The 23,217-nt window shown below is 73.9% G+C and carries 16 protein-coding genes; 2 read left to right on the forward strand and 14 right to left on the reverse strand.

The genetic code is table 11. The features are described 5' to 3' along the window. Positions 1–191 (reverse strand): hypothetical protein (locus tag ACFRQN_RS28535; protein ID WP_380743061.1); only part of this gene is annotated, 191 nt, incomplete at its 3' end. Between the two features lie 528 nt (positions 192–719). On the opposite strand from ACFRQN_RS28535, the gene ACFRQN_RS28540 reads away from it, so the two are divergent. Together ACFRQN_RS28540 and ACFRQN_RS28545 are read left to right on the forward strand one after the other, a co-directional pair. Then, a complete protein-coding gene (locus ACFRQN_RS28540) occupies positions 720–4,721 on the forward strand; it encodes a polymorphic toxin-type HINT domain-containing protein (protein ID WP_074004058.1) in 4,002 nt (1,333 codons plus the stop codon). A 19-nt stretch (positions 4,722–4,740) separates the two neighbouring features. Continuing rightward, positions 4,741–5,070 (forward strand): hypothetical protein, encoded by a 330-nt coding sequence (locus tag ACFRQN_RS28545; RefSeq protein WP_074004059.1) that lies wholly within the window; start codon positions 4,741–4,743, stop codon positions 5,068–5,070. Between the two features lie 70 nt (positions 5,071–5,140). On the opposite strand, the gene ACFRQN_RS28550 is transcribed toward ACFRQN_RS28545, so the two are convergent. The 13 genes from ACFRQN_RS28550 to ACFRQN_RS28610 form a co-directional block, all read right to left on the reverse strand. Continuing rightward, a complete protein-coding gene (locus ACFRQN_RS28550; protein WP_074004060.1) occupies positions 5,141–6,043 on the reverse strand; it encodes a phosphotransferase family protein in 903 nt (300 codons plus the stop codon). Continuing rightward, positions 6,040–7,326 (reverse strand): MFS transporter, encoded by a 1,287-nt coding sequence (locus ACFRQN_RS28555; protein WP_380743063.1) that lies wholly within the window; start codon positions 7,324–7,326, stop codon positions 6,040–6,042. Before ACFRQN_RS28555 ends, ACFRQN_RS28550 begins: the two co-directional genes overlap by 4 nt. Then, positions 7,323–9,914 carry a lantibiotic dehydratase gene (locus ACFRQN_RS28560; protein WP_380743065.1) on the reverse strand — a complete coding sequence of 864 codons (2,592 nt, stop codon included), beginning with the start codon at positions 9,912–9,914 and terminating at the stop codon, positions 7,323–7,325. Before ACFRQN_RS28560 ends, ACFRQN_RS28555 begins: the two co-directional genes overlap by 4 nt. Beyond that, a complete protein-coding gene (locus ACFRQN_RS28565; RefSeq protein WP_380743067.1) occupies positions 9,911–10,855 on the reverse strand; it encodes a PHP domain-containing protein in 945 nt (314 codons plus the stop codon). Before ACFRQN_RS28565 ends, ACFRQN_RS28560 begins: the two co-directional genes overlap by 4 nt. An 88-nt stretch (positions 10,856–10,943) precedes the next feature. Continuing rightward, a complete protein-coding gene (locus ACFRQN_RS28570) occupies positions 10,944–11,996 on the reverse strand; it encodes a hypothetical protein (protein ID WP_380743069.1) in 1,053 nt (350 codons plus the stop codon). Then, positions 11,993–13,087, reverse strand: coding sequence for an arginase family protein (locus tag ACFRQN_RS28575; RefSeq protein WP_074004064.1), 1,095 nt, complete (start codon positions 13,085–13,087; stop codon positions 11,993–11,995). Before ACFRQN_RS28575 ends, ACFRQN_RS28570 begins: the two co-directional genes overlap by 4 nt. Before the next feature lies 1 nt (position 13,088). Next, positions 13,089–14,459: a B12-binding domain-containing radical SAM protein gene (locus ACFRQN_RS28580; protein ID WP_380743071.1), complete on the reverse strand. Its 1,371-nt coding sequence runs from the start codon at positions 14,457–14,459 to the stop codon at positions 13,089–13,091. Positions 14,460–14,507: 48 nt separating this feature from the next. Further along, a complete protein-coding gene (locus ACFRQN_RS28585; protein ID WP_380743073.1) occupies positions 14,508–17,105 on the reverse strand; it encodes a lantibiotic dehydratase in 2,598 nt (865 codons plus the stop codon). 224 nt (positions 17,106–17,329) lie between these two features. Then, positions 17,330–17,968 (reverse strand): bifunctional 2-polyprenyl-6-hydroxyphenol methylase/3-demethylubiquinol 3-O-methyltransferase UbiG, encoded by a 639-nt coding sequence (locus ACFRQN_RS28590; protein WP_049649753.1) that lies wholly within the window; start codon positions 17,966–17,968, stop codon positions 17,330–17,332. Between the two features lie 80 nt (positions 17,969–18,048). Further along, positions 18,049–19,278: a PLP-dependent aminotransferase family protein gene (locus ACFRQN_RS28595; RefSeq protein WP_117492098.1), complete on the reverse strand. Its 1,230-nt coding sequence runs from the start codon at positions 19,276–19,278 to the stop codon at positions 18,049–18,051. A 65-nt stretch (positions 19,279–19,343) separates the two neighbouring features. Beyond that, complete coding sequence (locus ACFRQN_RS28600) at positions 19,344–20,495, reverse strand: alpha-hydroxy acid oxidase (protein WP_380743076.1); 1,152 nt, start codon at positions 20,493–20,495, stop codon at positions 19,344–19,346. Then, positions 20,492–21,589, reverse strand: coding sequence for a 4-hydroxyphenylpyruvate dioxygenase (gene hppD, locus ACFRQN_RS28605; protein WP_049649755.1), 1,098 nt, complete (start codon positions 21,587–21,589; stop codon positions 20,492–20,494). The genes ACFRQN_RS28600 and hppD overlap by 4 nt, the downstream gene beginning before the upstream one ends. A gap of 82 nt (positions 21,590–21,671) precedes the next feature. Continuing rightward, complete coding sequence (locus ACFRQN_RS28610) at positions 21,672–22,967, reverse strand: MFS transporter (RefSeq protein WP_380743078.1); 1,296 nt, start codon at positions 22,965–22,967, stop codon at positions 21,672–21,674. Between the last annotated feature and the right edge of the window lie 250 nt (positions 22,968–23,217).

Genomic DNA, 23,217 nt, shown 5'->3' on the forward strand with positions numbered 1-23,217 from the left:
TGGCCGTCGCCGCGCAGCAGCTTGACGTTGGGGTACGGCGCCGGGCCGGGGTAGTTGAAGTCCTCGACCGCCACCGGCGCGGCCGAGTTGTCCGCGGGGGTGCCGTCGGCGGAGGCCAGTGCGGTGGCGCCGAGCGTGGCGGCCACGGCGACGGCACCGCCAACGAGCAAGCGGGACATGCGCTTTGCCATGCCTATTCCTCTTCGTTCATCTGGTGTTTGCCCTGACGGGCGGATCAGCGGAATCGGGTGACCGGTCTGAATGGTGAGCGAACCAACCGGCAATGGCGAGACGTCATTGCCGGTGGAAGTGGTTGAAGTTGCCGCATGGGCGCCTTCGGGGTCGCAGCCGGAATCCGGGCCATCGAACCAGATGAGCTGATGCTTCGACAAGCGCGTTCCTGGCGCTGGCCAGGCGGAATGTCATGCTTTCCCAGCGGTTGGGTGTCTATCGGTGATGCGGTTGTATTTGCTTGGCTTTGCCCTTTGACAGGTGTTTCATTGGCGGGTTTTTTTGGCAACGTCATGGCTTCGTAGACGTTCTGTCGTATCGTCATCTGGCGTAGGCTCCGCTGCGGCCGTGAATCCGGCCGATGCCGACAGTGGAGGTTTCCGATGCACCATTCGATATCCCGTTCACAAGGGCGCGGGAGGGGGAGGCCGCCGCTGCTGGGCAGGCTCTCCCTGGGCCTCCTGCCGCTGGCTCTGACGGCGGGGCTGGTGGGTTCCGGCATCCAGACGGCTTCGGCCGTCGAACCGACCGACGCTCAGCTCCAGCGGAGCGCCCGCGACATCACGGTCGAGGCCTGGCTCAACGGTGGTCCTCGCGTCCACGAGCTCGCGGAAGCCGTGCTTGCGGGCTCGGACCAGGACGTGAAGCGGTTCGTCGACAACGAGCTCGCCGGCGCCCAGCACCTGGACGACCTGCTGGCCGCCACGCAGATCGAGGGTGTGGGCGGGCCGAAGGTCCGCGAGGCCGCGGGCAAGGCCATCGCGGGCACGGCCGACGAGCTGCACACGTTCCTGCGGAGCGGCTGGCAGTCGGCACTCGACGCCGACCGGCGGCTGTGGATCACCCGGATCACCGACCCCGCCGTGGGCGCCGGCCGCAACCTGCAGGCCGCCGGCGACGCCGCGCTGCGCAGCAACACCAGTGACGACCTGCAGCGGTTCCTGACCGAGGGACAGTTCCCGGCGAAGGATGCCGACGACCGGCTCAAGCTGGTCCAGATCCTCAGCTCCGGCGGCACGAACACCCAGGCCGCGGCACGCGCCGCGCTGAACGGGTCGATCCAGGACGTGCGCGACTTCCTCGCGACCGGCCAGTATGTCGCCCAGAACCGTGACATGGAGCGCGCGAGCATCGCGCTGCTGGTGCAGCAGGCGAAGGACGCGGGCGCGCAGGCGGCCCAGGAGGCCGCTGCGGCCATCGAGGCCAAGGACAAAGCGGTCTTCGAGGCGCAGGAGGCCATGAAGGCCGCCGCTCTGGCCGCGTCCGAGACCCAGCAGGCAGGTAACGACGCGGCCAGGGCCACGGAGGCGGCGAACAAGGCGGCGACGGCCGCCGAGCGTGCGGGCAAGGCGGCGAACACGGCCTTGGCGGCCGCGCGTGCGGCCAACGCGGGTGCGCGGGCCGCGGCTTACGCGGCGTCGAACGCGGCGGCTGCGGCGTCCGGCGCCCAGCGGGCCGCCGCCGCCGCGCGGAACTCCGCGGCCGCGGCGGCCGGTGACGCGACGAAGGCGCACGACGCGCGGGTCGCGGCGGACGCCGCCGACGCGGCCGCGAAGCTGGTGGACGCCGCCAAGGACACGCTCGTCCACGCGGACAAGGCCCTCAGCGACAGCCAGACCGCGGCGGGCGCCGCGCTGAGCGCGAAGGGCAACGCCGATTCCGCGGCGGGTTCGGCCGAGCAGGCCGGTGCCTACGCGGACAGCGCCGGCGGTCAGTCGGCCAAGGCCAAGCAGGCCGCGGCGGCCACCCGCCGTTCGGCCGTCGAGGCCGGTCGCGCCGCCGCCGCCGCGCAGCAGCTGGCCGGGGAGGCCGCGACGCAGTCGCAGGCGGCCGCGGCGCTCCTGAAGTCCGCGGGCGAGCACGCCGCCGCGGCGGCCCAGGCCGCCCGGGACGCCGCCGACCACGCCGGCCAGAGCGCGAACGCCGCGCAGGAGTCCACCGACCACGCGAACGCCGCCTCCGGGTTCGCCGCGGACGCCCAGACCGCGGTCGACAAGGCCAACGCGGTCCAGGACCTGGCACGCCGCATCGAGGCCGAGGACCTGACCAACCGCACCGCGGTGGCCGTGGAGAAGGCCCGGCAGGCCAAGGCCGACGAGACGGCGAAGCAGGCGCAGACCGACCAGGCCGCCCAGGACGTCCAGAAGGCCCGGGCCGAGGCCGACCGCCTCGCCCAGCTGGCCAACCAGCCCGGCGCCACTCCGACGCAGGTCGCCACCGACGGCCGCAAGCTCGCCATGGTCTCCCGCAAGATCTCCGCTTCCTGGGGGAACTCGGCGGCCGTCGACGCCCTGTCCGGTGACGACGCCGCCGTGTTCGCCTACGTGAAGACCGGGCGACGGGAGGCCGAGGAGCGCGACGCCCGCGACAGTGTCACCGCGATCCACAAGAACTCCGACAGCGAGGCGGTCCGCACCGCGGCCTACACCGCGCTGCAGGGCAACGCCGCCCAGCTCGGCGCCTTCCTGGCCAGCGGTCAGTACGAGGCCGTCGCGCCGGAGAACCGGCTGACGATCACCCGCCTCAGCGACAAGGCCGGCCCCGCCGTCAAGGCCGCCGCCGACGCCGCGCTGCGGGTCAACACCCCCGCCGCGCTGCGGGACTTCCTCGGCAAGGGCCTGTCGGACGCCCAGGCCGCCGACGACCGCCTCACCGCCACCCGGCTGGAGGACGCCCCGGCCACCGAGCCCGAGCTCAAGGCCGCGGCGAAGATCGCCCTCGAAGGCCCCGTGCAGGACCTGCGCGCCTTCGTGGCCGAGGGCCAGTACACCGCGCAGCAGAAGGACCGGCTCACCGCCCTCCACGTCGCGGACATCAAGGGCCTGATCGCCCAGGCGACCGCCGCCGCCGCGACCGCCCAGCAGAACGCGGCCACGGCCCAGGCCGCTGCCGCCATCGCCCGCAACGCCTCCAACGAGGCCAACGGCTACGCCGCCCAGGCTCAGGCCTCGGCCAACACCGCTGCCGAGCACGTCGCCAAGGCCAAGGCCGCCGCCGACGCCGCCGCGGCCGACGCCGCCAGGGCGGCGGCATCCGCGAAGACGGCCAACGCGGCCAAGGCCTCCGCCAACCGCGACGCCGCGAGTGCCGTCCACTCCGCCAACAGGGCCGAGCAGTCGGCCCGGCAGGCCCGGTCGGCCGCGACCGACGCCTACAACTCCGCTGCCGATGCCCGGGCCTCCGCGGAGGCGGCCGGCAAGGACGCGACGGCCGCCCAGGCCGCCGCCGACGACGCCCGCGCCAACTACCAGGGCAAGTTCGACGCCGAGCAGAAGGCCGAGGCCGAAAGGCTCGAGGAGGCGCGCAAGGAGGCCGATTACAAGGCCCAGATCGAGAAGGAGAAGCAGGACTCGATCGCGGGCATCGAGGAGGAGATCAAGAAGGCGAAGGAGGACAACGAGACCTCCAACTCCATCTACCGCCTCGTCTCCGAGACCATCCACCTCACCCTCGACGTGATCGGTGGTGCGGGCGGCGTCATCGCCCCCGGCCTCGCCGACATCGCCGACCTCGTCAACTGCGCCTACTACGCCGTCGAGGGCAGGACCACCGAGGCGGTCGAGTCCTGCATCGGGGCGATCCCCTTCATCGGCGACGGCGCCGCCATCGCCAAGCTCGCCCGGTGGGCGAAGAAGTTCGGCTCCTGGGGCGAGAAGGCCGTCGAGTTCATCCAGAAGCTCGTCAGGCGGGTTCCCGCGTCCTGCCCGGTGCCGAACAGCTTCGCGGCGGGTACCCCCGTCCTCATGGGCGACGGCTCCACCCGCGCGATCGAGACCGTCAGGATCGGCGACGAGGTCCTCGCCACCGATCCCGTCAGCGGGCTGACCGGACCCCGCCGGGTCTCGGCCACCATCTACGGCCCGGACGACCGGGACTTCACCGACATCTCCCTGGGTGCCGGACGCTCCCTGACCAGCACCGACCACCACCCCTTCTGGGCCGAGAACCGGAAGGCCTGGATCGACGCCGTCGACCTCGAGACCGGCGACGAACTGCGCGACCCGGCCGGCCAGCCCCGGCGAATCGAGAGCGTCCGGCACTGGAACACCCTCCAGGGCGCCTACAACCTCACCGTTGACGAGCTTCACACGTACTACGTGGTCGCGGGCGACACGCCGGTGCTGGTACACAATGCCAACAAGCCGCTGTGCCTGGAGAAGCTCACCAACAGCGACGTCGAGAGCGTCTTCCACCGCGGCACCTTCGACAATCCCAGCGATCAGTTCCTGTATCACTACAAGTTGGAGGGGGCCCCGAACGGCATGTCGCAGACGGAGTACATCGCCGCGGCCAAGGAGGCGATGGAGCGTGTGACGAAGCCTGGTTTCCTGAAGGACAACCCTGGTTGGAAGGTCAATATAAAGCCCATCGGAGCCCACGAGGACAAGCTGGAGGGGCTGGCGTGGACCAACGAGGCAACGGACGAAGTGGTGTTCACGTCGATGGATCGCAGTAGGGTCGTGACGTACCACCCCCCGAAGAGGCGGTAACAGAATGATGCGACGACCGGTGGAACTGAGCTTCGTCGATGCCTACACCATCTGGAGTCACGTTCCATATCCGCCGCATTCCACAACGCCGGAGTTGGGGAAGCTCCGCGCCGATCTCGCGATCGCCCACGAGCACACCACGGGGGCCGTCGTCTTCATGAGGACCGGTGCGTTCAGGCCGTCGGGTGCGGATGTCCTGACGGAACTCGACGAGATCATCACTCAAGCCGGTGTCCTGTGCGGGGAGTACGCGGGGGAGGACCTGGTGGTCGCGCGGGAGATACACGCCTACGCGACGTTGCTGGCGATCGTCTACCGGGGATTCCTCGAAGCGGGTGAATCCGTCTAGGCGGTCGTTTCGTCGAACCGCAGAACGCCCGGCCGGGGTTTCCCGGCCGGGCGTTCTGCGTTGTCGGCGGTTACAGGCGGCTGAGGCGCTCGGCGAGGGCGCGGGCGTGGGTGGCGGCGGTGGGGCCGCGGGTGGGGTCGGGGGCTTCGGAGAGGAAGACCAGGGCGAGCATCAGGGCGGCGTCGAGGCGGCAGACGAGGAGGGTGGGGTCGTCCTCGGTGGGGACGGGGGCGAGGGTGGCGTAGCCGGCGCGGAGGGCGGGCAGGTCGAGGTCGTTCTCGGGGTAGCGGGCGTATTCGGCGAGGCGGCCGAACTCGAGGGCGGGGGTGCCGAGGAGGGCGTTGGACCAGTCCAGGAGGGCGGTGGTGCGGCCCTGGTGGCGGCGGATGTTGGAGCTGCGGACGTCGAGGTGGAGGAGGCTGGTCCCGGTGAGGGGGGAGAGGTGCCGGGCGAGCAGGTCGGGGGCCGGGGGCTCGGGCCAGTCGGCGACGAGGCGGGCGAGTTCGGCCCAGCGGCGCGCTATCCGGGTGGTGAGGACCCCGGCGGTGGTGCCGCCCTCGGCGGCGACGGGGTGCAGTGGCGGCGGGGGTGCCTGGTGGAGCCGGGCGAGGAGCCGGCCGAGGGCGTGGGAGTCGAGCGGGGTGCCGTCGTCGGGGACGTAGTCGGAGAGCAGCACGTCGGGGGAGTCGGGGTCGTCGGCGAGGACGAGTTCCCGGGCGCGGGCGACGGGCAGGCCGTGTTCGGCCAGGTGCCGGGCGATGGCGTGCTCCTGGACGAGCAGGGCGCGGGTGTCCACGTGCGGGTCGTTGGCGTTGGAGTCGAAGCGGTGGTGCGCGAGCCGTACGGCGACCGGTTCGCCGTCCCGGGCCCGGGCCCGGAAGACGGTGAACTCCAGGCCCTTGCCGACGAGTTCCAGGCCGCTCAGGCCCCACTGTCCGGCCAGTCGGTCCAGTACGGCGAAACGCTCACTCATGGTGCATCCTCGGTGGTCTTGCGACGGTCGGTCACCCTGCTGTCCCTCAGCAGGGCGTAGGCGATCGGCAGGCAGGTCAGCAGGGTGACCACGCCGCCGAGGGCGAAGGCGGCGCGAGGCCCGGCCGAGGCGCTCACCCGGCCGAAGACCAGCGCGCCGAGGGGCATGGTGCCCCAGGCGAAGAGCCGGTAGACGCCGGTGGCCCGGCCGAGCATCCGGTCCGGGATGATCGTCTGGCGCAGGGAGACGGCGACGACGTTCCAGACCATCAGGGCGAAGCCGGTGACGCCGTAGGCGACGGCGACCACGGGGACCCGGTCGGTGGCGGCCACGGCCAGGCCGGCGGCGCCCATCAGGGCCAGGTTGCCGACCAGCGCGGGGACCCGGCCGACGGCCTTGCTGAGCCGGCCGGCGACCGCGCCGCCGATCACGCCGCCGACCGCCCCGGCGGCCAGCAGCGCCCCGTACGCGGCGTCCGGGAGTTCCAGCACCTCGCGGACCAGGATCACGAAGACGGCGATCTGGCCCAGGTAGACGGCGTTGATGACCCCGGCGGAGACGGTCAGGGCGCGCAGCAGCGGATCGCGGAGGACGAAGGCGACTCCCTCGCGGATGTCGGCCAGCAGACGGGGTTTCCCGGCGCCCGGCCCGGGTTCGGCGGCAGGCCCGGATTCAGGCCCGGATTCAGGCCCGGACTCGGGTACCGGCCCGCGCACGCCGCGCAGCAGCAGCGCGGAGGCCAGGAAGGAGACCGCGTCGATCACCAGCGGGACGGCCCGGCCGACCGTGAACAGCACGCCGCCGACGACCTGCCCGAGCAGGTCGCGGCCGACGGTCTGGACGGCGAAGAGCCGGCCGTTCGCCGACTCCAGCCGGTCCTTGGGCACGACGCTCGGCAGCAGCGCGAAGGACGCGCAGTCGAACAGCACCTCGCCGACGCCCAGCAGGAACGCGGAGGTGAGCAGCGGCCAGAAGGTCAGCCGGTCGGCGGCGAGCAGCAGGACGGTGAGGACCAGCACCGCGGCGCGCAGCAGGTCGGCGAGGACCATCAGCAGGCGCCGCTCGAAGCGGTCGGCGTACGCGCCGGCGGGCAGGGCGAACAGCAGCCAGGGCAGCGTGGTCGCGGCGGTGACGGCGGACACCTGGAAGGCGTCGTCCAGCACCGCGGTGGAGAGCAGCGGCAGCGCGGCGAAGCGCATGCCGTCGCCGACCGCGGAGGAGGCGGCGGCGCCGAGGACCCGGTGGTAGCCGGAGGAGGGGCGGACGGCGGTGTCGGTGCTCACCCGCGCGGCTCCGCGGCGGGGTTCCCGGCCGAGAAGACGGCGCAGCGCAGTTCGCTGGTGTACCGCCGGCCGTCCACGTCCAGCCAGCGCTGGTCGGGGGCGGGCAGCATCTCGGACACCTCCAGGGTGCCCTCGGCGCGGGCGGCCAGCCGGCCCAGCTGCCGGACCAGCAGCGGGGACTCCCAGTCGACGTAGACCGGCTTGGGCTCGCCGGGGACCTTGACGAAGACGTGCCGGGGCAGCCGGTGCTCGGCGCGCAGCCGGCAGGCGGCGACGAACAGCGCGGCGTCGTCCCGGCCGGTCTGGCGGCCGAAGGCGGCGGTGTCGCGCAGCCGGGCGGCGGGGATGCGCCAGGTCTCGCGCTGCAGCACGACGCGGCCGCAGCGGATGCGCGGGATGTGCGCCAGGTCGGGGGCGTCCAGTCCGGCGCCGCCGAAGTGGCGGGGGAAGGCGAACGGGGAGAGCGGGTCCTGCCGGATGCTCGGGCCGCCGGCCGGGGGCGCCATCAGGCGCAGCCGGCCCTCGACGCCGTGGGCGCGCAGCTCCAGCCGGCCGTCGCGCAGCACCAGGTAGAGCTGGGAGGGCTGCAGCACCCGGTCGCGGGACTGCGCGGAGCGGCCGTAGACCTCCAGGTCGTGGCAGGGGTAGACGAGTTGGGTGGAGGACTTGTCGGGGTGGCCGCGGGACAGGTTGGCGAGCACCTCGTCGTCGGCGAGCAGGGACTGGTAGCCGCGGTACACCTCGGAGAGCAGTTCGGGGGTGTGCTCCTGGATCAGCGGGCCGAAGCTGGTGTGGGTGATGACCTCCCGCACCGCGTGGCAGTCGCCGATGACGGCGGTGAACCGGCCCTCGGCCAGGTCCTCCCGGCTCCGCGCGGCGAACAGGATGTCCGGGTCGCAGACGGCGGGCGGGCTGCTCGGCTGGGCGGCGAGGACGGCGGCCATCCGCTCCCGGTCGACCACGACCTCGGAGCGGTCCGGGTCGGTGGCGGCCTCGCCGAGCAGGGCGGCGCCGATCTCCCGGTCCAGTTCGGCGAGTTCGGCCTCGACGGCGAGGCACTCGCGGGCGATGGCGTCGCGGTCGCGGAAGAACTCGGCGTAGAGGACGTCCAGCGGGATCTCCACGCCGGGGCCGAACCGGTCGGCCACCCACCGGGTGAGGATGACCAGTTCGCGCCGCATCCGCAGGCGCGGGCCGGCCAGCACGGTCTCGTACACGATGGACAGCTCGTCGGTGATGAAGCGGGCGAGGTCCGGGCCGACGGTCAGGTCGGCGGGGCGGCCGCGGGCCTCCTCGAACAGGATGCTGCGGTCGGCGTAGTGCAGGCCGCTGTTGCGGTTGGCGGGGCCGCCGGTCAGCTGCTCGAACCGGGCCTTGCTCTCGGCGAGCGCGGCCGCGCGTTCGGGCAGCGGCAGGGCGGCGAAGCGGGTCAGGTCGGCCTCGAAGCCGTCGATCGCGGTGAGCAGCGGGTCGGCCAGCGGGGCGGGGGCGGCGAGCAGTTGCTCGCGCAGGGCGGCCAGCGGCCGGTGGTCGCCGATCGGGATCTCGAACTCGACGACCACCCATTCGCGCTCGGCGAGTCCGGCGAGCACCTCGTCGAAGGGGACGGGGCAGCGCTGCTCGTCCTGCCAGGCCTGCCGCAGTTCGCTCAGGGTGCGTTCGCCGTCGCAGTGCTGCCACAGCCAGGCCTCGTACGGTTTGACCGGGCGCCCGCCGAGGTGCTGGAAGTCCCAGTCGGTGTCCAGGCCGTCGCGGGTGGTGAAGGCGTAGAGGTCGATCCGGCCGTCGCGCAGGAAGGACAGCGGGCGGCGCCGGGGGCGGGCGTGGTCGAGCAGGCCGGGGACGGCGGCGGCGCTCTGGGCGAGCTTCTCCGCGGCCCAGTGGCTGAACAGCGCGCGCCGTTCCAGCTCCCGCTCGCCGGACCAGGTGATGCCGGGGGCGGTGCCGACCCGGCCGGGGGTGAAGGGGCCGAAGTGCGAGTGGGTCTCGTTCTTGGTGGTGACCCGCTGGAGGTACATGGTGAGCAGGTCGGTCATCTTGCGGGTGCGCCGCCCGGTCGCGCCGTCGTGGGCGTCGAGCCAGGCTGCGAAGGTGGGGTAGGCGGAGTCGTTGGAGAGCAGCAGGACCTGCCGCAGCCGCTCGTCGCCGAAGGCCTCGACGACGGCGGCCCCGGCCCGGTCGAGGCGGTCCTGGTGCCGGGCGGCGAACCGGGTCTGCTCCTCGGCGAAGTGCCGGGCGGCGTCCTGGTAGGCGCGCAGGACGGCGGCCTCCTCCGCGGGCACGGCGGCCGCCGCGGCGGCCAGCTCGGGCTCGGGGACGGGCAGCAGGAACCCGGCGGGGGAGGACAGCCGGGCGGCGCCGGGCACCGGGTGGCGGCGCAGGGCGGCCTTGAACGCGTCGGCCAGCTCCTTCAGCCGCTGCCCGTGGGCGACGAGCTCCCGGGCCTCCTCGGCGGCGGCCGGGTCGGCCAGCGGCGCGAGCAGCTCCATCGGGAAGCCGGCCTGGCGGAGCACGACGACCGGCGCGAGCTGCCAGGGGACGCGCACCCCGGGCTCGGCGGCGGTCCGGGGATCGTTGACGGTGGTCACGGCCTCACCTGGGGGATCGAGTGGACGGGCGGACGGCGGTCGTGCAGGGCGTCCAGGACGGCGAGCGGGTCGGTGGGGAGCGCGGGCAGCAGGCCGGGGCTCGGCGCCCAGGGCTTGACCCGTATCCCGTGGTAGTCGGACCCGGCGGTGGCGACCAGGCCGAGCCGCCCGGCCGCCTCGGCGAGCCGGGCGCTGTCGGCCGGGGTGTGCCAGCTGGTCCACACCTCCAGTCCGGCCAGGCCGGCCGCCCGCAGCGGCGCCAGCAGTTCGGCGCACCGCGGGGCGTCCAGGCCGGCGGTGTGCGGGCCGGGGTGGGCGAGGGCGGCGACGCCGCCCGCCTGCTCGATCCAGGACAGCACGTCCACCAGGTCGGGGTTGACGGGGTGTTCGACGTGCAGCGGCCGGCCCGGGCGGCACCAGTCGGCGATGAGGCGGGCGAACCGGTCGTCGCCGTCGGCGTACGGGGCGAACCGGGGGTCGTCCCCGGCGGCCTCCAGCAGCAGGGCCAGGTAGTCGTTGACGTAGGCCACCCGGTCGCCGCCGAGGCGCCGTTCGACGTCGGCCCGGGCGATCGGCACGCCGAGGGCGTGCGCCCGGTCGGTCCAGGTGCGCCACCAGGCGAGTTCGGCGTCGTGGAGGCGTCCGATCCGCTGCCGGAACGCCTCGTCGCCGGGGTCGACGAAGTAGGCGAGGCAGTGGGTCTCCTCGCCGCGCCAGGTGGTGGTGATCTCGCAGGCCGGGACGACGGTGAGGCGCCCGGCGGCGGCCCGTTCGAAGGCGGCGACGCCCGCGAGGGTGTTGTGGTCCGTCACGGCGGCGACCCGCAGCCCGGCCTCGACGCACCGCCTCGCCAGGTCGGCCGGCGCCTCGTCCCCGTCCGAGTGCCGGGTGTGCAGGTGCAGGTCGACCGGGGTGGCCAGGGTCGCGGGCGCCCCCCGCATCAGCGGAATCCCCACGCCGACCGGAATCCCCACGCCGACCGGAATCCCCGCGCCGGCCGGGCCCCGCGCGTCGGCAGGCTCCTCCGCATCAGCGGGCCCCGGGCAGCGTGCGCCGCCAGGAGGCGGCCAGCCAGCGCTCGTACTCGGGGCCGGACGGCTCGTCCACGACCAGGCAGAGCGGCTCGATGATCCGCCCCGCGCCGCCGGCCAGGCCGCCGTGCAGCATGGTCAGGTTGTGGCCGAGCAGCAGGTCGCAGTGCTCACCCGGGGCGAGCACCTCCCAGCGGCGGCGGAACCGCGCCCAGGTCAGGCCGGTGGCCATGAGCAGCTGGTGGCAGAAGAGCCGGGCCGCCTCGCCCCGGCACTCGCCGCAGGCGCACTCGCGGGCCAGCGGCACGGCGGCGGGGTAGCGCCGCCGCTCCTCCTTGGACAGGTCCGCCTCGCTGTGGTGGAAGGACAGGCCGTGCCAGAACGTCTCCTCCAGCCCGAGCATGGCGCCCACCGACGGGTAGGCGCAGCCGTGTTGGGGCTGGCGCTCCAGGCCGCGGCGCAGGTTGCCGCCGAGCCAGCGGGCCGCGCCGCCCACGGGGTCGTCGCCCCGGTCGATGCCGCGCCGCTCCAGCACCTCGTCGATCACGCCGAGCCAGTCGTAGTACGTGGTGACGCTCAGCCCCTCGCCGACCTCGGGCAGGAAGATGCCCTGGTACATCTTGTGCGCGGCGGTGGTGGTGTACCCGGAGTCGCCGTAGGTGCGCTGGGCCGGGTCCCAGTCGGGGGCGTCCTGGAGGCTGGGCGTCAGGTACGAGCAGTGCTGGCCGTCGTGGTGGGGCAGCAGGGTCCGGGTGGTGTAGCCCTCGGGGACGTAGGTCTGCTGCGCCTTGTCGACCTCCAGCCGCATCCGGGCGGGGGCGCCGCGGGCGATCAGCGCGGTGCGGACGCGCTCGACGATGCCGGTGGACAGCCGACGGCTCTCCTCGACCCCGAGCCGCAGCCGGCCGATCCGGAAGACGGCGTAGCCGGTCCGGTGGATGACCTCGACGGCTCCGGCGGCGAGGGCGTCCAGCGCCCGCTCGCGCTCGGCGGGGGCCCCGGAGACCAGCGGGGTACAGTCGAACTGCGCTTCGTGGGGCGTGAATCTCACCGGTGCTCCAGGGGTGCGGAGGGGGTGCCGGGGGCCCAGGGCGCGAGTTCGGCCGGGGCGACCTCGGTGCGGAACAGGAACTCGAAGAGCAGCCGGGCGGCGATCTGCGCGGTGCCGCCGGACGGGTCGTAGCGGGGCGCGATCTCGGCGATGTCGACGGCGCCGACGGGCAGCGCCCGCAGCTCCTCGTAGACGTCGAGGAGGTCGCCGATGCCGATGCCGCCCATGGTGACGTGCCCGGTGCCGGTCGCCGCGGCGCTGTCGAGCACGTCGATGTCGAGGGAGACGTAGACGGTGTCGCAGCGCGAGCCGAGCTCCTCGATGACGGGGCGCAGGGCCGCGGCGGCGCCGTCCCGGGTGATCAGGGAGCCGGGGACGACGTGGAAGCCGCTGTCCAGCAGGCCGCGGAACTGGTCGTACTTGGTCACGTCCCCGACCCCGACGAAGGCGATGTCCTCCGGGCGCATCTGCGGGATCTCGCTGATCCGGCGGGAGTTGGAGCCGTGGTAGAGCGGCCCGTGCAGGGTGCTCCAGTTGCCGAAGTCGAAGTGGTGGTCGATGTTGATGAACCCCACCCGGCCGGCGCCGCGGTCCAGCCGGCCGGCGCGGAAGCCGGCGAAGGTGGGGAAGGTGCAGGAGTGGTCGCCGTTGAGGAAGATCAGCCGCGGGGCGTTCTGGCTGAGCCGGCGGCTCTCGGCGGCGACGGCCTGGAAGGTCTTGACGGTGTCCGTCGGGTAGATGTGGAGGTCTCCGGCGTCCGCGACGCGGGGCGCGTGGTAGCGGAAGGTCTGCCCGGTGCGGGTGTCCAGCATCCGCCACTGGCCGAGGCTGGTGAGGTAGCTGGAGAAGACCAGGCTGGCCTGGCGGACCGCCCGCGGCCCCTCGGCGGCGCCGGGCCGGGAGCTGGCGGTGGCGTCGTAGGGAACGCCGGACACCACCCAGCCCGTCTCGCCCACGTCCACCTGGTCGGCGGTGGTGGTGGGGGCGCCGAAGAGGGTGCCGACGCCGGCCCAGCCGGGCAGCGGGTCCTGCTCGAAGTCCTCCGGCTTGACGCTGGTGCGGAGGGCTTCGAAGTCGGGGAGCTCGGTCATGTCAGTTCTCCTGCGCGGCGGGCGTGACGGACAGGCCGGGTACGGCGGAGGCCGGGGCGGCGGGCAGCGGGTCGCGGATGATGGCGTGCGCCGCGGCGATCTTCTCCTGGAACAGGTCCCAGCTGTCCTCGGGGGACAGGTGCCGGGGCCGGTAGACGACCGGGGCGTCCTCCCGCCAGTCCGCGAAGTCCCAGTTGAAGATGCGCTCGCGCAGCCTGGGGAAGTCCGGGGTGAGCGGGTACGGGACGAAGTTGTAGAGGTTGAAGAGCCACAGCGCCGATTCGTTCTCCCGCATCCAGCTGACGGTCTGGCCGTGCGCGGCCTCCGTCTCCTCGTCCAGGCCGCCCATCATGTTGAGGACGATCTTCAGCCCGGCGTCGCTGAGTTGACGGATCTTCGAAGTGTAGTCGTCCAGGCCGCGGGAGAGCTTGTTGAGGCGCTTGAGCATCTGCGAGTCGGCCGACTCGAAGCCGAGCTCCACGGCGACGACGCCGAGTTCGAGCATGGCCTCGACGATCCACTCCTTCACCTGCATCACGTGGGTCTGCACGATGAAGCGGTAGCCGGGGCGGTCGCGGAAGACGTCCAGCAGGTTGCCGACGGCCTCGCGGGACTGGCCGAAGGTCTTGTCGCCGATGTAGAAGAGCCGGGTGTCGGGGAACCGGCTGGTCAGCTCGTCGACCTCCTGGGCGAGCGCGTCCTTGGCGACCAGGGTGAGCTGCTTGCTCCAGGCGTCGCCGCAGAACGAGCACTGGTACAGGCAGCCGTGGCTGGCGTTGAGCCGCAGCAGCGGGACCCGGCCCTGGTAGCCGCCGAGGTGGCGGTAGTCCGGCGCCCAGGTGATCCGGTCGGACACCAGCCCGGGCAGCAGCGGCTTCTCCAGGCTGCCGCCGGACCCGGAGGCGAGTTCGACGAGCCGGCGCACGAAGGTGGCGTCGAGCTGGCCGCGGTGCACGGCGTGCACGGCGCCGTCGGGGGCGAGCGGGGCCATGTTGCCGCCGAGGACGACGCGCCGGCCGGAGTGCTCCAGCCGCTTGGCCACCTCCAGCGCGAGCCGGAGGTTCTGGGCGAGCGGGGACATCAGGACCAGGTCGCCGGGGGCGGTCGCCTCCAGCAGCGGCTCGGCGCAGTGCTCCGGCTCGGCCGGGGTCCTGGACAGGTCGCGGAAGACGGAGTCCAGGCCCGCGGTGTTCAGCAGGGCGGTCAGGTGGGCGACCCAGAGCGGCATCTCCCACAGGCCGTCGGTCGGGATGAAGTACTCGGGCAGCATGGCCCGGAAGCGCCGGTCGTAGTCGTCGTAGTAGCGGGCGAGGTTCGGGTCGGGGTCGTGGCTGGAGGGGAAGGGCAACTGGACGATGCAGCTCTTGGTCATGGCGGTGCCTTCGGTCGGTGAGGGCGTGGGGTCCTCGACGTGGAGCACTCAGTGGGGACGGCGCGAGAAGACCGCACAGCGCAGCTCGCTGGTGTGACGTTCTCCGTCGATGTCGAGCCAGAGGTGCTCCGGGGCGGGGAGCATTTCGCTGAACTCCAGAGCGGCGGCCGTCTTCCGGGCGAGCCGGAAGACCTGCCGGACGATGAGGGGGGATTCCCAGTCGACGTAGACCGGTTTCGGCTCGCCGGGGATCTTCAGGAAGCCGCGGCGCGGCAGGCCGAGTTCGCGGCGCAGCCGGCGGGCGGCGGCGAACTCCGGGGCGTCGCCCTTGGAGCGGTGGACGCCGGGGCTCCAGCCGCGCAGGGCCCCGGCGGGGACGCGCCAGCGCTCCCGGTGCAGCACGATCCGGCCGCAGCGGATGCGGGGCACGTGGTCGCGGTCCCGGTCGCGGACGCCGACGCCGCCGAAGTGGCGGGGGAAGGCGAACGGGGAGAGCGGGTCCTGGCGGACGCTGGGGCCGCCCGCCAGCGGGGCGAGCAGCTTGAGCCGGCCGGCCAGGCCGTGGGCGCGCAGCTCCAGCCGGTCGGCGGTGGCCAGCAGGTACAGCGCGCCGGGCTGGAGGACGTCGCCGCGGGCCTTCGGGGAGAGCCCGTACACCTCCAGGTCCGGGCAGGGGTAGGTGAGTTGGGCGCCGGTCTTGTCGGGGTGCGAGCGGGAGAGGTCGACCAGCACCTCGTCCTCGTCGAGCAGCCCCCGGTAGCGGTCGTGGACCGCGTCGAGGAGTTCGGGCGCCTCGGCCTGGAGCATCGAGGCGAAGCTGGAGTGGGTGAGCGCCTCGCGGACGGCGTGGCAGTCCCCGACGACGGCGAGGAAGTCGCCGCGGCCGATCGCGGCGGCGTCCGGCGCGGCGAGCATGACGTCCGGGTTGCACAGCGCGGGCGGGGTGTCGGGGTGGCGGGCGAGCAGCTCCTCCAGCCGGGCCCGGTCGACGACGCTCTCGGAGCGGCCGTCCTCGGCGCCGTCCAGCAGCAGGTCGACGACCTCCCGGTCGAGCGCCGCGATCTCCCGGTCCACCTCCTCGCACTCGGCGGCGAGCAGCGGCTTGTCGGCGAAGAAGGCGGCGTAGAAGTCCGGCAGCGGTACGGGCGTGCCGGTGCCGAAGCGCCGTGCCGTCCAGCGGTGCAGGATGTCCAGTTCGCGGCGGACGCGCAGCCGGGGGACGAGCAGCGTCAGGTCGTAGACCACGGACAGCTCGCGGCCGATCAGGGCGGCGACGTCGGGGCCGAGGACGACGTCCCTGACCGGGCTGTACGCCTCCTCGTAGAGGATGCTCCGGTCCGCGTAGTGCCGGCCCTCGGAGCGGTTGGCGGCGGAGCCGGTGACCTCCTCGAAGGCCTGCTTGAGCTCGCCGAGCAGGGCCGCGCGCCGCTCCGTCGGGCCCTCCGCGAAGCGGCGCAGCCCGTCCTGGAAGCGGCGCACCACGGCGAGGTCGGGGGAGTCGTCGGCGAGCTGACCGGCGAGTTCGCGCAGCACGTCGGTGGCGCCGATCGGGATCTCCCGGCGGCCGATCAGCCAGTCCTGGTCGACGAGTTCGGCGAGCACCCGGTCGAAGTCGCGGTCGGCCGGGCGGTCCGGGCGGTCGGCCCAGGCGGCGCGCAGCCAGGCGACCGTGCGCTCGCCGTCGCAGTGCTCCCAGAGCCAGGACCGGTCGGCGTCGAAGGTGTCGGCCTTCACCGCGACGAAGCGCCAGCCGTCCGGCATGCCGGTGGTGCTCTCGAACGCGTACAGCCGGACGACGGGGCCCTCGGCGAAGGCGAGGGGCCGCCGGCGGGGGCGCACCGCCTCGAAGGCCTCCGGCCGGGCGCTGAAGACCTCGGCCATCGCCTCGCCCGCCCAGTGGCTGAGCAGGGCGATCCGGCGCAGCGGGCCGGTGGACCAGCCGACGCCGGGGGCGGCGCCCTCCGGTGCGGTCCGGGCGACGGCGAGGGGGCCGAAGTGCGAGTGGGTCTCGTTCTTGGTGGTGACCCGCTGGAGGTACATGGCGAGCAGGTCGGTCATCCGCTTGACGTGGCCGTCCGACCCGGCGCCGCCGGAGGCGAGCCAGGCGGTGAACTCCTCGAAGCGGGCGTCGTTGGACAGCAGCAGGACCTGCTGGAGGGAGGGTTCGCGGAACAGGTCCACGACGGTCCGGCGGGCGTCGGCGAGGGCGGCGCCGTGCTCCCGCTCGAAGGCCTCCCAGTGGCCGTCCAGGGCCTGCACCGCGTCCTGGTAGCGCTTGGCCGAGTCCAGGGCGGCCGGGCCGAGTTCGGCTTCGAGCCGGGCGAGGTCGGCGGGCGGGAAGGGGCGGAGCATGCCGACGCCGGAGGCGAGGTCGCCCCGGGTGCCGGCCCGCTCGGCGCGCAGGTCGGCCTTCAACCGCCGCCCCAGTTCGACGGCCTCGTCCCGCAGGTCGAGGACGGCGTCGGCGGCCCGGGCGGTCGAGGGGGCGACGACGCGGTCCAGCAGCGAGAGCGGGTAGCCCGCGTGGCGCAGCATCGCGACCGGGGCGAGGGACCACCCCGGGCCGCCGTCCGCCCCGGTGGTCGGGGTGCGGTCGCCTCCCGTCGGAGGTCGTGCGCCGTCCGGACGCGGCTTCGGCTCGTCCATGATCGCCCCCTTGTGGCTGACTTGATCACGACAGTTCGTGACCATAACAACGTGTCGAGGGGGCGTTCAATAACGATGTGGTCAACGCACGGATTTCCGGCCGAGATTGACCGGTTGTCAGCCGAAACCGGTGGTGGTGCTCCAGGGCCCGACGATTGGGATGGCTGCAAACGGCCTGTTTCGACCCGAACGTGACGCTCGCTCAGGGACTGGGCCGCGCCGGCTCAGGCTGCGGTACGGGCGTACGCGGTCAGCCAGTTGAGGTCGCGGTGCCCGGCGCCGTAGCGCTGCCGCTCGTTGACGACGCGGACGTCGGCCCCGGTGAAGCCGGCCGCCTCCAGCAGGCCGCGGACCCGGTCCGCGGTCTGGTAGCGGAAGAAGCGGGCGGCGTCGGCGCTGAAGGACTCGACGAACTCCTCCTCGCCCTCCCCCTCCTTGAAGCTGACGAACAGCGCCCCGCCGGGCCGCAGCACCCGGTGGAACTCGGCCAGCGCGGCCGCCACGTGCTCGTCCCTGAGGTGCAGCAGCGTCGCCTGGGACCAGACGCCCGCGAAGGAGGCGTCGGGGAGGTCCAGCGCGCACACGTCCATGCGCCGGAAGTCCAGCCCGGGGTGGAGCTCCCGGGCCCGGGCGACGAAGGGCTCGCTCAGGTCGACGCCGGTCACCGCCACGCCCCTGGCCGCCAGCAGGGCCGTGTCGCGGCCGAAGGCGCACCCGGCGTCCAGGACCGGCCCGGCCGGATCGGGGAGCATCCCGGTGAAGAGGTCGAGCTCCTCGTCCGGGACCATGCCCTTGGTGGCGGACTCGTACTTGTCGGCGCTGTGCTCGTAGGCGGCAATGGTGCGTGAGAGGTAGTCAAGCATGCCTGAAACCTACCCTCGTGGGGGTCGGAGCGGGCCGGAAGGGGGGCGCCCCGGACGGGACGCCCCCCTTCCGGGGCCGGTCAGGACTGCGCGGCGAGCAGCGCGGCCAGCCCGTCCAGCCCCCGGTCGACGGTGGCCGGGTCGACCTGGCTGACGGAGAGCCGCAGTTGGTGCTCCCCGCCCGTCCCCGGGTAGAAGTGCGACATCGGCGTCCAGATCACCCCGTACTCCGAGGCGGAGCGCTCCAGCAGCGCGTCGTCCACCACGCACGGCACCGTGAGTACCAGGAAGAACCCGCCGCGCGGCTCGTTCCAGGTCACCCCGCAGCCGGGCGGGAAGCGCCGGGCCAGGCCCTCCAGCACCAGCGCGAGGTTGCGCCGGTAGAGCGCGGCCACCTCGGTGTTGGCGGCCCGCAGGCTGTGGCCGTGCTCCAGCAGCGCGCCGCCGATCACGGCCTGGGCGATCGGCGAGGTGTTCACCGTGGTCATGCTCTTGATCATGCCGAGCAGGTCGGCGAACAGCCCGGTGCCGCCCTGCCCGTCCGCCACCAGCTGGTCCGCCACCACGTACCCGACCCGGGCGCCCGGCAGGGCCGTCTTGGCGAAGGAGCCGAGGTGGACCACCCGCCGGTCGGTGTCCAGCGCCTTGAGCGAGGGCAGCCGCTCCTCGCCGGCGAACACGCAGTACGGGTTGTCCTCCAGCAGCAGGAAGTCCTCCTCGGAGGCCAGCGCCAGCAGCTCCCGGCGCAGCTCCAGCGGCAGGCTGGCCCCGCTCGGGTTGGCCACGTCCGGCACCAGGTAGAGCGCCCGCGGGCGCAGTCCCTCGGCCCGGGCGGCGGCCAGTTGGCGGCGCAGGTCGGCGAGGTCCACGCCGTCCGGGCCGTCGGCGACCGCCCGCACCGGCAGGTCGGCCAGCAGCGCCGCGCCGGTCAGCCCCACGTAGGTGGGGGAGACGGCCAGCACCAGGTCCTCGGGGCCGCGGCGCAGCGCCCGCAGCACCAGGAACATCGCCTCCTGGCAGCCCACCGTCACCACGATCGACTCGGCGGGCACCTCGATGCCCTCGTCGGTGGCGAGGTGGGTGGCGATCAGCTCGTGGATGATCCCCTTGGTCCGCCCGTACTGGAGCACCTGCCGACGGGCCGCCTCCTCCGTCAGCCCGCGCTCGGTGCGCAGGTGGTCGAGGTAGCGGTCCAGGTGGCGGTGGACGGCGTCCAGCTCGAAGAACTGCTCGGCCGGGCGGCCGGCCGCGAAGGAGACCGCCTCCGGGTAGCGGATGGAGATCTCGTTGAGCAGGTTCATCGAGGTCATCGCCGGGTCGGCGAGGGAGGTGTGCAGGCCCGCGAGCAGCAGGTCGTGCGGTGCGGCGATGGTGGTCACGGGGTGCTCCAGACGGGGCAGGGCAGGGTGGTGGTGCGCAGTTCGGCGGCGGCCCGCGGGTCGGCGCAGCCCGCGAGGCCGAGCGCGTGCCGCAGCTCGGTGGCGAGCAGGTCGAGGACCTCGGTGCAGCCCGCCTCGCCGCCGGCCGCCAGGCCCCAGATCAGCGGGCGCCCGAGCAGGACCCCGGTGGCGCCGAGGGCCAGCGCGGTGAGCACGTCCGAGCCGCCGCGCACCCCGCTGTCCAGCAGCACCTGGCAGTCCTCGCTGGCCAGCGCCTCGGCGACCTCCGGCAGCATCGTCACGGCGGGCACGGCCCGGTCGAGCTGGCGGCCGCCGTGGTTGGAGACCACCACGGCCGCGGCGCCGATCCCGGCGGCCCGCCGGGCGTCGGCCGGGTCGAGCACGCCCTTGACCACCAGCGGCAGGTCGGTCTCGCCGCGCAGCCACTCGAGGTCGGCCCAGGTGACGCCGGGGGAGAGCAGCTCCGCGGTGTGCGCGGCCACCGCCGAGACGGCGGCGGTGGACTCGTGCGCCCGCCCGGCGGCGCCGCCCTCCAGCAGCGCCGCGCGGACGTCCGACGGCAGGGCGAAGGCGTTCCTGGCGTCGCGCAGCCGGCGGCCCATGTACGGCACGTCGGCGGTGACCACCAGGGCCTCGCTGCCGGCCTCCTCGGCCGCCCTGACCAGGTCGAGCAGCCGGCCGCGGTCGCGCAGCCAGTACAGCTGGAACCAGAGCGTGGCGCCGGTCTTCGCGAGCTCCTCGAAGCCGACGCTGCTGAGCGTGCCGACGGTGAACGGCACGCCCGCGGCGGCCGCGGCGCGGGCCGAGGCCAGCTCGCCCTCGGGGTGGAACAGCCGGTGGTAGGCGACGGGTGCCACCGCCACCGGCAGGGCCGCCCGGCTGCGCACCAGGGTGGCGGCGGTGTCCCGGGTGCTGACGTCGGTCAGCACCCGGGGCACCAGGGCCACCCGGTCGAAGGCGGCCCGGTTGGCGGCGAGCGTCAACTCGCGCTCGGCACCGCCCTCCAGCCACTCCCAGACCTCGGGCGCGAGCACGGCCCGGGCCCGGTCGGCGTACTCCGCGACGGACAGCGCCGGGCGCCCGCCGGCCGGGTCGGTCGGTGGTTCGTTGCGGACGGACGCGCTCATCCGGCCACTTCGCTGGCGTTGCGCTGGAGCTCCACGGCCTCGTAGAGGGCGCGGATGTTGTTGCTGCCGAAGTTGCGGGCCCGGATGCGCTCGATCACCTCGAAGAAGAAGGTGTTCCGCGGGTGCTGGGAGCGGGTGAAGATCTGGAACAGCTGGCCGTCGTGGTCCTGGTCGACCAGCAGGTTCAGCTCGCGCAGCTGCTCGAAGGAGTGCCGCAGCGGCGTCAGGCGGCCGGGCAGCGCGTCGTAGTAGGTCTGCGGGGTGCGCAGGAACGGCACGCCGCGCTCGGCCATGGTGGAGACGGAGTGCACCGCGTCCTCGGCGGCGAAGGCGACGTGCTGCACCCCGGCGCCGCCGTGGCCGGCCAGGAAGGAGGCGATCTGGCCGCCCGCGTCCGCGGTGAGCGGCTCGATCAGGGTGAGGGTGACGCTGTGGTCGGCGCTCTGCACGACCGCCGAGTCCATGCCGAGCGCGCCGACCTCGACCCGCTCCTCGAAGATCGTCCGGAAGCCGAAGACCTCGCGGTAGCGGTGCTCGGTCTTGCGCAGCTCGCCGAACGGCACCAGGACGGCGAAGTGGTCGACGGTCCGCAGGCCGACCTGGCCCTCGCCGGTCAGCGGGGCCGGGTCGGGCAGGCCGGGGATGCGGCCGGCCGGGACCTCGGGGCCGCGCTCGATCAGGGTGTGCACCACCTCGCCGAAGGCGTCGACGACCGCGGTGACGCAGCCGTCCGCGGCCTTCGGCTCGCCCAGCGCGGCGGCGCCGCGGGCGGTCAGGGTGCGGTACGCGTCGGTGGCGTCCGGCACCCGCAGGCCGAGGGCGCCGACGCCGTCGCCGTGCCGGGCCAGGTAGCCGGTGGCCGGGTGGCCGGCGGCCAGCGGCTGGGTGAGCAGCAGTCGGATGGAGGCCTGGCCGACCAGCGCGGACAGGCAGCGCTCGGCGGCCTCGCCGCGCTCGGTCGGCGGGACGAGCAGCTCGAAGCCGTACTCCGTGGTCAGCCGGGTGGTCTCGGCGCCCAGGTCGGCCACGTAGAACTCGACGTGGTCCAGCTCGACGGGGATCGGGGTGACGGTGGGAGAGGAACGGTCGGTCATCAGAGGAGCTCTCTCGTGAGGAGGACGGGAGGTGCTGAGGGACGATCGGGTGGAGCGGGCGTACGGGTGCGGGTGCGCGGGATCAGGTGGACTGGAGGTCCTTGGCGTTCTCGGGCTCGGTCGGGCCGTCGCCCTCGCCCTCGCCGTCGCCCTCGTCGGTGTCCGCGTCCGCGTCCGGGCCCTCGGGCTCCGGCGGCTCGGTCGGGGCCTCCGGCTTGCCGATCAGGTGGGCGGACGCGAGCAGCGCGCCGACCACCATCACGCCGAGCACCACCCGGAAGTCCAGGGCGGCCACCAGGCCGGAGCCGACGCCGACGGCCAGCGCCTGCGGCGCGGTGAGCGAGAGGTTGACGGCCGCCTGGGCGCGCCCCATCAGCTGCGGCGGGGTGGAGGCCTGGGCGGCGGTGGCGAGGCCGACCATGGCGGCCGGGATGCCCGCGCCCGCGATCACCAGGCCGGCCGACACCACGTACAGCGACGGGGCGAGCAGCAGGACGGTCCCGAGGCCGAACACCGCCGAGCCCGCCATGACCGTCCGGCGCGGCCCGAGCCTGCCGATCAGCAGGCCGCCGACCACCGAGCCGGCCAGCGCGCCGACGGCCTCGGTGGTCTCCAGTACGCCGAGGAACTGCGGCGAGCGGTGCAGCCCGTGCTGGGTCAGCGCGAACAGCACCGGCTGCAGCAGGCTCAGCACGAAGCCGGAGGCGGCGGTGGCCGCGACCAGCGGCCGCAGCCCGACCGAACCGCGCAGGTGGACGAAGCCGGCCAGCACCTCGGTGCGCCACCGCAGGCCCGAGGGCTCCGGCTTGACCTCCTCCACCCGCAGGGTGAGGAAGCTCAGCGCGGCCAGCAGCAGCACGACGAGGTCGGCCACCGCCACCACGTGCCCGCCGAACCAGCCGTAGAGGCCCGAGCCGAGCAGCGGCGCCACCAGCGTGGTGCCGGCCCGGGCGCTCTGGGTCAACCCGGCTGCCGCGCCGAAGTCCTGACGCTCAGTCAGGATGCTGCGCAGCAGCGCGCTCTGCGCCGGGGCCAGGACGGCCCCGGCCAGACCGCAGACCGTGGCGGTGCAGTAGATGATCCAGACCGTGTCCCGGCCGTCGACCAGCAGCAGCGGCAGCAGCGAGAGGGCCACCGCCAGGTTGACCCCGACCAGCAGCGGCTTGCGCCGGACCCGGTCGGCGAGCAGGCCGCCGAGCGGGAGCAGCAGCAGGGGCGCGGAGAAGCAGAACAGCACCAGACCGGCGGCGGAGTTGCTGCCGGTCAGCACCTTGGCCCAGATGCCGAGGGCGATGGAGAGGGCGCTGTCACCGAGGACGGACAGGGTCTGCCCGGCCAGGTAGCGCCGGAACTCCGGGCGGACCAACAGCGGGTGCATGGCGGTTCCTTCGCTGCGCCGACGGCGCTTCGGGGTGTGCAGGGGTGTGCGGTGGTGCCGTGGTGCTCGGTGGTGCGGTGGTGCTGTGCGGTGGTGCTGTGCGGTGGTGCGGTGCTGTGCAGTGCGGTGGTGCAGGGGCGCCCGGGGTGCGCCCTGACGCACGCGGGGTGCTCAGGGCGCCGGGCGGTCGGCGCGTCGGCGGGTCGGGCGCCGGGCGCTCAGGGTGTGGCCGGGTGGGCCGGGGCGAGCG

Source organism: Kitasatospora sp. NPDC056800 (genome assembly GCF_042789775.1).
Lineage (GTDB): Bacteria > Actinomycetota > Actinomycetes > Streptomycetales > Streptomycetaceae > Kitasatospora.

What these genes read in the sequence shown, in the direction of transcription:
- ACFRQN_RS28550 (WP_074004060.1), bottom strand. Translation starts at nt 6,043, where the DNA reads ATGAGTGAGCGTTTCGCCGTACTGGACCGACTGGCCGGACAGTGGGGC.
- ACFRQN_RS28565 (WP_380743067.1), bottom strand. Translation starts at nt 10,855, where the DNA reads ATGCGGGGGGCGCCCGCGACCCTGGCCACCCCGGTCGACCTGCACCTG.
- ACFRQN_RS28575 (WP_074004064.1), bottom strand. Translation starts at nt 13,087, where the DNA reads ATGACCGAGCTCCCCGACTTCGAAGCCCTCCGCACCAGCGTCAAGCCG.
- ACFRQN_RS28580 (WP_380743071.1), bottom strand. Translation starts at nt 14,459, where the DNA reads ATGACCAAGAGCTGCATCGTCCAGTTGCCCTTCCCCTCCAGCCACGAC.
- ACFRQN_RS28585 (WP_380743073.1), bottom strand. Translation starts at nt 17,105, where the DNA reads ATGGACGAGCCGAAGCCGCGTCCGGACGGCGCACGACCTCCGACGGGA.
- ACFRQN_RS28590 (WP_049649753.1), bottom strand. Translation starts at nt 17,968, where the DNA reads ATGCTTGACTACCTCTCACGCACCATTGCCGCCTACGAGCACAGCGCC.
- ACFRQN_RS28595 (WP_117492098.1), bottom strand. Translation starts at nt 19,278, where the DNA reads ATGACCTCGATGAACCTGCTCAACGAGATCTCCATCCGCTACCCGGAG.
- ACFRQN_RS28600 (WP_380743076.1), bottom strand. Translation starts at nt 20,495, where the DNA reads ATGAGCGCGTCCGTCCGCAACGAACCACCGACCGACCCGGCCGGCGGG.
- hppD (WP_049649755.1), bottom strand. Translation starts at nt 21,589, where the DNA reads ATGACCGACCGTTCCTCTCCCACCGTCACCCCGATCCCCGTCGAGCTG.
- ACFRQN_RS28610 (WP_380743078.1), bottom strand. Translation starts at nt 22,967, where the DNA reads ATGCACCCGCTGTTGGTCCGCCCGGAGTTCCGGCGCTACCTGGCCGGG.